At 71.3% G+C, this 10,250-nt stretch carries 12 protein-coding genes; 7 read left to right on the top strand and 5 right to left on the bottom strand.

The window, feature by feature from the left end:
• Positions 1-387: 387 nt before the first annotated feature.
• Positions 388-750, bottom strand: coding sequence for an iron-sulfur cluster insertion protein ErpA (gene erpA / locus KBI5_RS18870; protein WP_011437506.1), 363 nt, complete (start codon positions 748-750; stop codon positions 388-390).
• A 411-nt stretch (positions 751-1,161) separates the two neighbouring features.
• Here erpA and nadA point away from each other — a divergent pair, with 411 nt between their 5' ends.
• The 3 genes from nadA to KBI5_RS18855 are packed head-to-tail and all read left to right on the top strand — an operon-like array spanning position 1,162 to position 4,013.
• Positions 1,162-2,385, top strand: coding sequence for a quinolinate synthase NadA (nadA, locus tag KBI5_RS18865; RefSeq protein WP_085015990.1), 1,224 nt, complete (start codon positions 1,162-1,164; stop codon positions 2,383-2,385).
• Positions 2,385-3,014, top strand: a complete 630-nt coding sequence (locus tag KBI5_RS18860; RefSeq protein ID WP_011437508.1) for a DUF3043 domain-containing protein — start codon at positions 2,385-2,387, stop codon at positions 3,012-3,014. Before nadA ends, KBI5_RS18860 begins: the two co-directional genes overlap by 1 nt.
• 33 nt (positions 3,015-3,047) lie before the next feature.
• Complete coding sequence (locus KBI5_RS18855) at positions 3,048-4,013, top strand: aldo/keto reductase family protein (protein ID WP_085015989.1); 966 nt, start codon at positions 3,048-3,050, stop codon at positions 4,011-4,013.
• Between the two features lie 93 nt (positions 4,014-4,106).
• On the opposite strand, the gene KBI5_RS18850 is transcribed toward KBI5_RS18855, so the two are convergent.
• From KBI5_RS18850 to KBI5_RS18840, 3 genes are all read right to left on the bottom strand, one after another.
• On the bottom strand, positions 4,107-4,715 hold the full coding sequence (locus tag KBI5_RS18850; RefSeq protein WP_085015992.1) for a TetR/AcrR family transcriptional regulator: 609 nt from the start codon (positions 4,713-4,715) through the stop codon (positions 4,107-4,109).
• Positions 4,716-4,783: 68 nt separating this feature from the next.
• A complete protein-coding gene (locus KBI5_RS18845) occupies positions 4,784-5,263 on the bottom strand; it encodes a nitroreductase/quinone reductase family protein (RefSeq protein WP_085015991.1) in 480 nt (159 codons plus the stop codon).
• A gap of 231 nt (positions 5,264-5,494) precedes the next feature.
• Entirely contained in the window at positions 5,495-5,707 is a 213-nt protein-coding gene (locus KBI5_RS18840) for a hypothetical protein (protein ID WP_011437512.1), read from the bottom strand.
• Positions 5,708-6,133: 426 nt separating this feature from the next.
• Between KBI5_RS18840 and KBI5_RS27090 the strand changes: the two genes are divergently transcribed.
• Together KBI5_RS27090 and KBI5_RS18830 are read left to right on the top strand one after the other, a co-directional pair.
• Positions 6,134-6,307 carry a hypothetical protein gene (locus KBI5_RS27090; protein ID WP_198537804.1) on the top strand — a complete coding sequence of 58 codons (174 nt, stop codon included), beginning with the start codon at positions 6,134-6,136 and terminating at the stop codon, positions 6,305-6,307.
• A gap of 96 nt (positions 6,308-6,403) precedes the next feature.
• A complete protein-coding gene (locus KBI5_RS18830; protein WP_085015987.1) occupies positions 6,404-7,927 on the top strand; it encodes a bifunctional adenosylcobinamide kinase/adenosylcobinamide-phosphate guanylyltransferase in 1,524 nt (507 codons plus the stop codon).
• 5 nt (positions 7,928-7,932) lie between these two features.
• Here the strand turns inward: KBI5_RS18830 and KBI5_RS18825 are convergent, their stop codons facing one another.
• A complete protein-coding gene (locus KBI5_RS18825; RefSeq protein WP_035731705.1) occupies positions 7,933-8,124 on the bottom strand; it encodes a hypothetical protein in 192 nt (63 codons plus the stop codon).
• 118 nt (positions 8,125-8,242) lie between these two features.
• On the opposite strand from KBI5_RS18825, the gene cobT reads away from it, so the two are divergent.
• On the top strand, positions 8,243-9,376 hold the full coding sequence (cobT, locus tag KBI5_RS18820) for a nicotinate-nucleotide--dimethylbenzimidazole phosphoribosyltransferase (RefSeq protein ID WP_023842026.1): 1,134 nt from the start codon (positions 8,243-8,245) through the stop codon (positions 9,374-9,376).
• Positions 9,376-10,209, top strand: a complete 834-nt coding sequence (locus tag KBI5_RS18815) for an adenosylcobinamide-GDP ribazoletransferase (RefSeq protein WP_023842025.1) — start codon at positions 9,376-9,378, stop codon at positions 10,207-10,209. Before cobT ends, KBI5_RS18815 begins: the two co-directional genes overlap by 1 nt.
• The last annotated feature ends 41 nt before the right edge of the window (positions 10,210-10,250 follow it).

The following is a 10,250-nucleotide window of genomic DNA, read 5'->3' as shown; positions in this document are numbered from 1 at the left end:
GCGGCCTCCGCCACCACGCCCCGCCCACGATCAGGCTCGCCAACCCCACGAAACCCCAGGTAGCAGCTTGATCGACTTAGTGGAAGTGGCATTGCCCGAAGCCCGGAACCACCGGCTCGCGCTGGTTCACACGCGTCATCACGGAGGCGTCAGAATTACGAGGCGTCAGATCGCGGTGTCCCGTGATTCCGGCGGCCCGCCGGCAAGGGAAACGATGAATACCGGCACAAGCGGATACCGACGCAGCACATGCGGGAGAGCCCGGTCCGACGAACAAGGGCCGGACCAGGCTCTCCCGGACGTACCAGTCTGATCAACCGGTCACCGAACCGCACCCGGGACTCGCGTCGAGACGCGAGCAGGAGGGACGGCCCGGTGCTCAGCGCATCAGTGGAACGAGTCGCCGCAGGCGCAGGAACCCTGGGCATTCGGGTTATCGATAGTGAAACCCTGCTTCTCGATCGTGTCGACGAAGTCGATCGTCGCCCCGCCGAGGTACGGGGCACTCATCCGGTCCACCGCCACCTTGACACCGGAGAAATCGATGACGGTGTCGCCGTCGAGGGACCGCTCGTCAAAGAACAGCTGGTAGCGCATGCCCGAGCAGCCTCCGGGCTGCACCGCGATACGCAGCTTGAGGTCATCCCGACCCTCCTGCTCGAGCAGGGTCTTCACCTTGCCTGCGGCGGTGTCGGTGAGGACGACGCTCGAGGACTGCGTCGCGGGTGCCGTGGTGTCCTGAACGGTCATAGGGACTACTCCTGCCCTTGGTGGACGTGCCTGGCAAGCCAGGCCACTAGTTCCGGTTGACTTRTACGCAGGGCRCCGCCGACCATCCGGCGCACACCCCCCGGGCACGGCACTGCCACTGTGCCGACATCCATGCCCAACACCGTCGGCCGGGATCCGCTTCCTATGGTAGCGACGTCGGCGCGGGCCAACCACGTCGAGATCCCGACCATGCCTGGAGACGGTGGTCACTCCCGTTCACGTTAGTGACCTTCGTCTGGCCGCCAGYTGACCACGAAGAGCTCGGCATACGATGGCGCCGGGAGTTAGAGTCTCATCGACCATTCGTGGACGGGTCCGGCGGGATCGTTCGGTCGGCCGCCGCGGACGACGAGGCGGCCAGGCCGAGGGCCGGTCGACCGGAGGAGCGCCATGACCACCAACCCGACCCTGCGGCGCGGCCCCATCCCTGCTCGCGACCCGGCCCTAGGCCGGGTCGGTGTGACTCCATCACCGCTGGCCCTGCTGCTACTCGGCCGCCAGGCCGACCCGGCCAGCGAGCGTGGCGTGGACTGTCCGGGTGAACTCCCCCCGGCGGCCGATCCGGCCCTCACAGCCCGCGCCGCGGCGGCGAAGCGGGCGCTGGGTGATCGGGCGTTCATCCTCGGGCACCACTACCAGCGCGACGAGGTCATCGCCTTCGCCGACGTGACCGGCGACTCGTTCAAGCTGGCCCAGCAGGCCGCCGCGCGGCCGCAGGCCGAGGCGATCGTCTTCTGCGGCGTGCACTTCATGGCGGAAAGCGCCGACATCCTCACCGGCGCGCACCAGCAGGTGATCCTGCCGGACCTCGCCGCCGGCTGCTCGATGGCGGACATGGCCACCGCCGAGCAGGTCGAGCAGGCCTGGGACGATCTGCTCGATGCGGGAGTCGCCGCCGATACCGTTCCGGTGAGCTACATGAACTCCTCGGCCGCGATCAAGGCGTTCACCGGGCGCCACGACGGGACGATCTGCACCTCGTCGAACGCCAGGCGCGCGCTGGAGTGGGCCTTCGGCGAGCGCGGGGGTGCCCGGGTGCTTTTCCTGCCGGACCAGCACCTCGGCCGCAACACCGCCATCGGTGAACTGGGGACAAGCGAGCAGGACTGCGTCGTTTACGACCCCCGCAAGCCCTCGGGAGGACTGACCCGCCGGCAACTGCGCGCGGCGAAGATGATCCTCTGGCGGGGTCACTGCTCGGTGCACGGCCGGTTCACCCGCGACAGCGTCGACGAGGTCCGCCGCCGGATCCCCGGGGTGACGGTGCTCGCCCACCCCGAGTGCCGGCGGGAGGTCGTCACCGCGGCCGACCTCGTCGGCTCGACCGAGTACATCATCTCGGTCGTCGCTGCCGCTCCCGCCGGATCGGCGTTCGCGATCGGTACCGAGCTGAACCTGGTGCAGCGGCTGGCGACGAGGCACCCTGACAAGACCATCGTCTTCCTGGACCGTACGGTGTGTTTCTGCTCCACCATGAACCGGATCGACATGCCCCACCTCGTGTGGGCGCTGGAGTCCCTCGTACGGGGTGAGACGGTGAACCRCATCACCGTCGACCCGGACGTGGYCACCTATGCCCGGAAGGCTCTCGACCAGATGTTGGCGCTGCCCTGATGGCTCTGCTGAAACGACGCAACTCCGCCGGCCCCGATGCCGGCCCCGGCCCCGGGGACCCGATCGCCGAGCAGGTGGAGAGGGTCGAACAGGAGAAGGTCGCCGATCCGCGGCGCACGGCGGCCAAGGGCCGGCCCACGCCCCGCCGGGCGGAGGCGCGGGCCGCCCGTACGAAGCCCGGTGGTGCGCTCGGCGTCTCGGCGAACAAGCAGGAGGCGCGGGCCGCGCGACGCAGGCAGAGCCAGGAGTACCGCGCGGCGATGATGTCCGGCGACGTCAGCCGGCTGCCAGCGCGTGAACGCGCGCCCGAGCGCGTACTGACCCGCGACTTCGTGGACACGCGGATCAACGTCGGATCGTTCTTCTTGCCGATCGCCGTCGTCTACTTCGTCGGCGGACTGGTCCCGAACGCATCGATCAGGCTGGCCGCGACCCTGCTGATGCTGCTCGGGATCGTCGCGGTCGTCATCGACTCGATCCTGCTCTCCTGGCAGGTGAGCCGGCGCGTCGCGGAGAAGTACCCGGACTCCCGGGTGCGGGTGCGGGCCTACGCCGCRCAGCGCGCGCTACTGCCGCGGCGCTGGCGACTCCCCCGCCCGCGGGTCTCCCGCTCCGACCCGCGCCCCTGATCGACGGTCAGGGCCGACGGCTAAGGTCGTCACGTGAAGCATCGACGTCTTGGGCGCAGCGGCCTGTCGGTCAGTGAGATCTCCTACGGCAACTGGATCACCCATGGTGACCAGATCGAGGCGGACGCGGCGACCGCCTGTGTGCGTGCCGCCCTCGACGAGGGCATCACCACATTCGACACCGCGGACGTCTACGCCGGTACCCGCGCCGAGAGCGTCCTGGGCGAAGCGCTGCAGGGCGTGYGCCGGGAGTCCTACGAGCTGTTCACCAAGGTCTACTGGCCCACCGGCCCGGGGGAGAACGACAAGGGCCTCGGTCGCAAGCACATCATCGAGTCCGCGCACGCCTCGCTGCGCCGTCTGCGCACCGACCATCTCGACCTCTACCAGGCACACCGGTACGACCCGACGGTGCCGATCGAAGAGACCCTGCGGGCCTTCGACGACCTCGTCCGCGCCGGCAAAGTGCTCTACGTCGGCGTGTCCGAGTGGAGCGCCGCGCAGATCAGCGACGCCGTCCGGCTGGCCAGCGAGCTGGGGCTGGACCGCATCATCTCCAACCAGCCGCAGTACTCGATGCTGTGGCGGACCATCGAGGCCGACATCGTGCCCGTCAGCCGGAAGGCCGGGATCTCCCAGATCGTCTGGTCGCCGATCGCCCAAGGCGTGCTCACCGGCAAGTACCCGCCCGGTCAGCCACCGCCGGCCGGCAGCCGGGCCACCGGTGAAACCGGTTCCACCTTCATCTCCCGGCTGCTGCGCGACGACGTGCTGACCGCGGTGCAGGAGCTGCGGCCGATCGCCGCGGACGCCGGGCTGTCGATGGCGCAGCTCGCCGTCGCCTGGGTGCTGCAGAACGACAACGTCGCCTCAGCGATCATCGGCGCGTCCCGGCCGGAGCAGGTACGGGAGAACGTCAAGGCTGCCGGCGTGACGCTCGACACGGCGCTGCTTGATCGGATCGACGACGTGCTCGCCGAGGTCGTCACCCGGGCCTGACCCGGGCCTGCCTCCAGGCCTGGCCCCGGGCCCGCCGGCTACCCCGAACCGAATCAGATCTGATCTGATCTGATCTGATCAGATCAGATCAGATCAGCCAGGCTGGTCGCCAGCCGGGTCGGTTCGGCGGAAAGCGGAGGCCAGCGCCTGCCAGGTCCGGTCGAGATCGGATCCTGGCAGATAGCGGCCGTCCAGTTCGAGGATCATCGTGCCGTGCGCGGCGGCCCACAGGGCCTGCGCACGATAGGGTTCCCCGGCCGCCCGGTAGAATGGCTCCCCCGCCCAGTCCTCGACGTCGGCGCTCAGTAGCCGACGGTTCAGCGAACCGGCGGTGACCAGGCGGTAGAGGTTCGGATGGGCTTGGGCATAGCCCCGGTACGCGGCCAGCAGGGCCGGGACCACCTCCGCGGCACCGCCGCGGTCGACCACGTCGTGGAGCAGGTCCCCGATCTCCATGAGCATGGTCTCGATCAGCTTGGCCTCGAGCTGCGGCTTACCCGCGAGATGCTTGTACAGCGACGGCGCCCGGATACCGAGGAGATCACCGATCCGGCGCATCGTCAGCGCCCCCGCCCCCTCGGTCTCCAGCACCCCCCGCGCGACCGTGATGATCTCGGTGACCCGCGGCGAGACGAGGCCTAGGACCGGGCGGGGCGCGATCCTGGGCAATGGCGGCTCGCCGACCGGCCGCGCCTGCGCCACCGACCGTGCTCCCCGCACCGGCGCCGGCCCGGATTCCGCCCGCACCGGTGAGGTCGCCGCCCCCGTGTTCACGCCGGTGTGATCACGAAGACGGGGTGGCGGGGCGCGATCCGACGGATCTCCTCATCGGGCGAGTCCGGCCCGACCCCGTCGAAGAAGGCGCCGACCTCGGCCTTCCACCGCCGCAGGTAGGCCCGCAGCACGGCGACGCTCGCCGCCGGATCCAGCTCGGTCGCGGAGTAACGCGTGCGCGACCGGCCACGCAGCAGGCATAGCTCGCCTTGGGCCGCGCGCAGATTACGCACCCACTGGCCGTGCCCTCGCGCCGAGACCAGGTACTGCTGCCCGTCGAAGATGAGCAGGTTCACCGGGGTCCGGCGCGGCTCGCCGCTGATCCGGYCGCGTACCTCGAGGATCCGACTGCCCAGGAGGCTGATCCCCGCCCGGGTCAACGCCGCGACGGCGCGGTTGGCCACGTTACGGGTGAACCATCCGGGGGCGAGGTAATGCRCTTCGGCCGGAGTGGACGGGTTGTTGTGCTCGGTCAAGATCTGCACCCTCTCTGTCGAGCGGAACGGCCCGGCGCCGGCCTGAGCGATCTCGATGGTTCGGCCGGCCGGACCACACCGGACAGGCCAACGTCGTCAGCCAACGTCGTCAGCCAACGTCGTCAGCCAACGCTGCCAGCTAACATCGTTAGCCGACCTCTCGTCAAGAGGCGGTTCGGTCGGCGCGAATCGGGACCGGCACCGGTCGGGACCGGCACGGGCGGAGGCGGCTCAGGTCACCGGGCGCAGGCTCATCGGCCCGTAGACGCGACGGCCGGCATCGAGGAGCGTCACCTGCGCCACCCCCGCATCGAGCAGGTCACGCCAGGTCTCCCCGAGCCACGTCTCAGCGTCTCCCTGGCTGGTGAACGACTCAGAGGTCGAGTCCCCGCCGACCATCGTGATCGTGCCGTCATCGCCTTCGTAGCGCCAGGTCCAGGTCATGAGTGTGTCCTTCCCACCCGGGCGGCCCGCGCTGGAGCCGCCGGCCGTGATCGGCCAGTGCGCCGGCCGGTCGTCCCATCCAACCGCGTGCACCCCGCCGACGCGGGACTCCCGGCCCCACGCCAGGGCCGATGATCCATCGTGGCACTGGTCGACCGGCCCGCGGGCCCGGGTCTGGTCGGCCCGTGCTACTGGCGCGGTCGGCGATACCCGCGCCAGGATGTCGTGAACGTCGGTAACRTCAGTTCCGGTGGATGCCCGGACRGCATCGCGACCACCACGATCGCGAAGCCGGCGTCACCGGTCATCGCCGGTCGTGCGAGCCGGCGGCATGTCCGCACGGTGAGCACAGCCGCGTCGAAGGCAGGTCCGCACGACAGGCACGTCTGCGTGAGCAGTACGTCGGTACAAGGAGGAAGAACCCGCGTGGGAACGACCGTCTACAACGCAGCGGCCATCGTGGCCGAGTCCGTGGAACACGAGGAAGCTCCCCTGACCTGGTGGGCCGCCGCGCTCGTCACCTTCGCGGCAATCTTCCTGCTGGCGGTGGTGCTCACCCTCATGACCCTGTGGGAGCGCAAGCGCCACCCGCACGTCTGAGGTTCCGCGGGCCACGGAGCCTGGCAGGCTTGAGAACCCGGAGAGGCGGGATCCGGGGGGATCCGGGGCGCAACGGGATCCGGGAGACGGAACACGATGAAGGTGACGCTGCTCGGCACCGGCTCGGCGGACGGCTGGCCCAACCCGTGGTGCGACTGCGCATCCTGTGCCTGGGCCAGGGAACACGAAGTACGCGGGCAGACGGCCGTTCTGATCGACGACGCCCTGCTGATCGACTGTGGTCCCGACGTGCCCCGGACCGCTGCCCGGCTCGGAGTACGCCTATCGGGGCTGCGTCATCTGCTGATCAGTCACGCCCATCCCGATCATCTGGGGCCCGAGAGCCTGATGTGGCGCTCGTGGTCGACAGCCGCGGGACGGCCCCTCGACGTGGTCGGTCCGCCGGCGGCGCTGGCGGCGTGCCGGGAGTTCCTGGCTCGCTGGGAGCGCTCCGATCCGGACCGGGACGGCTCGCCGCTGCGGCTGATCGCCGTGGTGCCCGGGGGCACGCCGACGACACCCGGACCCCTGCGCCTCGGCGCGGACGATCGGCAGGCCGCGGAGGACCGGGGATCCCCGGAGGATCAGGAGTCCCCGAGCGATCGGGGTTATCTCGTTCGACCGGTCGCCGCCCAGCACGGTGACGCGAGCATCGGGCCGGCCGTGCTCTACGACGTGACGGCGCCGGACGGTGGACGTCTGCTGTACGGCTGCGACACCGCGGCGCCGCTGCCGGCGGAGACGCTCGAGGCGGTCACCGGCCGCGCCTACGACGTCGTGCTGCYGGAGGAGAACAACGGCGACCGGCCGGGGTTCGGCGAGCACCTTGACCTCGACACCTTCGGTCAGCTCGTGGCCGAGCTGCGCCGCCGCGGCGCCGTGGTGCCGAGCACCCTGGTACTGGCCGTCCATCTGAGTCACCGCAACCCGCCCGGCGACGAACTGGCCCGCCGGCTCCACCTCGTCGGCGCGCTGGCACCGGCGGACGGGACCGTCTATGACATCGTCCCGGCCGCCCGGCGGCAGCCATCACAGCCGTCGCAGCCGTCGCAGCCACCACGGGCACCAGGGCGGTGGCAGAGTCCGGTGCTCCCGGCACCACACCGGGTCCTGATCACGGGGGGTGCTCGGTCGGGGAAGTCGGCCGAGGCCGAACGCCGGCTGCTCRCCGAACCGGAGGTGGTCTACGTCGCGACGTCGGCGCCGCCTGATCCGGCCGACGCCGAGTGGTCCGAGCGGATCGCCGCACACCGGCGGCGGCGCCCGGCCGCCTGGACGACCGTGGAGACGGTCGACCTGGTTCCCCTGTTGCGCTCTCCCGGACCACCGCTGCTCATCGACGGTCTGGGGCTGTGGGTCGGCGCCTGGCTGGACCGTCCGGACGAGTTGCGCATCCGCGCGGAGGAGCTCGTTGACGCCTGGCGGGCCACCGGCCGTCGGGTCGTCGCGGTCACGGACGAGGTCGGTTCCGGGGTCGTTCCCCCGGCCGAGGCCGGCCGCCGGTTCCGCGACGTGCTCGGCCGTCTCAACGCCGATCTCGCGGCCGAGGCCGACGAGGTGTGGCAGGTGGTCGCGGGCATCCCCCTCCGGCTGCGACCGTTCCCGCACGAGCGGTCATAGCGTCCTCACGGGACGAATCCTCCCGTGACGAAGTCGTAGCGGTAGAGCCCGGCCGAGCAGGCCACGATGAGACCGGCCGGTTCGGTCGCGGGAAGCCACCGGCAGGACCGGGCCGCGCCGTCGCTCACCCGCCAGACCCGCACGGTGCGGTCATTGCCGCCCGAGGCCAGCCACCTGCCGGCCGGGCCGGCCGGCAAGGACCAACCGTCCCGGCCGCGCCGATCGGCACAATCATGCGGTACGGGGACCACTGGGAGATACCTTCGCGGGGATGTGGTGCGTTGCCGACCGAGCGGATCAGGTAGTAAGGATCCCGTGGATCCCGATGCGTCAGGCAGCGCCGTTCCCGCCGTTCCCCCGTTGGACTCCGACGCGATGGCGGCGGCTCGCCAGCGGCAGACCGAACTGACCAAGCCACCCGGGGCGCTGGGCCGGCTCGAGGATCTGTCCATCTGGCTCGCCGGCGCACAGGCGACCTGCCCACCCCGTCCCTTCGCCCGGATCCGGGCGGTCGTGATCGCCGGCGACCACGGTGTCGCCCAGGCCGGGGTGTCCGCCTTCCCCAGCGACGTGACCGCCCAGATGGTCTCGAACTTCGCCGCGGGCGGCGCGGCGGTCAACGTGCTGGCCCGCCAGGTCGGGGCCGCCGTGCGCGTGGTGGACGTGTCCGTGGACACCGCGCGGCCCCTCACGCCGGGCGGGGTGGATGGATCGGCCGCACCGGAGCGCTATCGGGTGCGACGGTCGAGCGGACGGATCGACCGCACCGACGCGCTGTCGGTCGCGGAGGCGGACGCCGCGTTCGCCGTCGGCCGACTCATCGCGGACGAGGAGATCGACGCGGGCGCGGACCTGCTTGTTCCCGGCGAGATGGGGATCGGCAACACAACCCCCGCAGCCACCATCGTGGCGCTGCTGTGCGACCGGGAGCCGATCGAGGTAGTCGGCCGCGGGACGGGGATCGACGACCAACGTTGGATGCTCAAGACGGCCGCGATCCGGGACGCGATGCGGCGCGGCCGGCCGTTCACCGGCGACGCGCATTCGGTGCTGCGGATCGTCGGTGGAGCCGATCTGCTCGCCCTGGCCGGGCTGCTGGCGCAGTCCGCCGTGCGACGGACGCCGGTCATCCTCGACGGTGTGATCGTCTGCGCGGCGGCACTGGCCGCAGAGCGGATCGCCCCAGGAGCAAGCCAGTGGTGGGTGGCCGGCACCCGGTCCACCGAGCCCGCCCAGGGAATCGCACTGGACGCACTCGGTCTGACCCCCCTGGTCGACGCCGGCCTGCGTCTCGGGGAGGGCACCGGTGCGCTCCTCGCCGTTCCGTTCCTGCGGGCGGCCCAGGCCACGCTGGCCGAGATGGCGACGTTCGACCAGGCCGGTGTCAGCGGGAAAGCCGAGGTCGGCGGCGGCCAAGGGGACTCGGGCCCCGCGGCCGGTGCCCCGTGATGCTCGAGGCAAGAACAGCATTCACGCTGCTCACCGTCCTGCCGCTGCGGGGCCCGGAGCACACCGACCGGCGGCTCGCGGGCCGGGCGATGGCCCTGGCGCCCTTCGTCGGCCTGGCCCTGGGGCTGCTCGCCGGCAGTGCGGTGTTCGCCACCCGGATCGTCACGGCGGTTCCCGGTCAGCGCGCCCAGACCCTGCTGCCGGCCGTCGTCGGCGTCACGGTGCTCGCTCTGGTCACCCGGGGCCTGCATCTCGACGGGCTGGCCGATCTCGGGGACGGGCTCGGCGCCTGGCGAGCGCGGGGCAGGGATCGCGCCTTGGAGATCATGCGCGAGTCGACCATCGGGGCCTTCGGAGCGATCATCGTCCTGTTCGTGGTGCTGCTCCAGGTCGGGGCCCTGAGCACGACGATCTCGGCGCACCGCGGCACGCTGTCGATTCTGGTCGCCGCGATGACCAGCAGGCTCGCGGCCACCCTGGCCTGTACCGGCGCCGTCCCGCCGGCTCGGCCGGATGGCCTCGGTGCGCTGGTCGCGGGAACCGTGCGGACCCGGGACGCGGCGCTGTCCTTCCTGGCAGTCTGCGCCGTCGCGGCGCTGGCCGGACTGCTGGACTTCGACGGCGGCGGCCCCGGCCGGGCGCTGCGAGCGGTCCTCGCGGTCTGGGTCGGGACAGGCGTCTCGTTTCTGCTCCGGCGGTATCTGCTCACGCGCTTCGGCGGGATCACCGGAGACATCCTCGGCGGACTCATCGAGATCACCGCGGCGGCGACCCTGCTCGTCATGGCCATGACGATCCCGACGCCCGTCCTGCACACCCTCGGCCTGCACTGACAGCGCGGCGGACGCCGCCCGCTGGCGTCCGCCCGGCGGGC

Origin of the sequence: Frankia sp. KB5, assembly GCF_002099325.1 — a bacterium.
GTDB lineage: Bacteria > Actinomycetota > Actinomycetes > Frankiales > Frankiaceae > Frankia > Frankia casuarinae.
Note: the sequence above shows the minus strand (reverse complement) of the source record. Positions and strands in the feature narration are given on the sequence as shown.

Excerpts from the sequence above, each read along its gene's own strand:
- erpA (WP_011437506.1), bottom strand. The coding sequence starts at position 750 with ATGACCGTTCAGGACACCACGGCACCCGCGACGCAGTCCTCGAGCGTC.
- KBI5_RS18815 (WP_023842025.1), top strand. The coding sequence starts at position 9,376 with ATGCTCGAGGCAAGAACAGCATTCACGCTGCTCACCGTCCTGCCGCTG.
- KBI5_RS18840 (WP_011437512.1), bottom strand. The coding sequence starts at position 5,707 with ATGACCTGGACCTGGCGCTACGAAGGCGATGACGGCACGATCACGATG.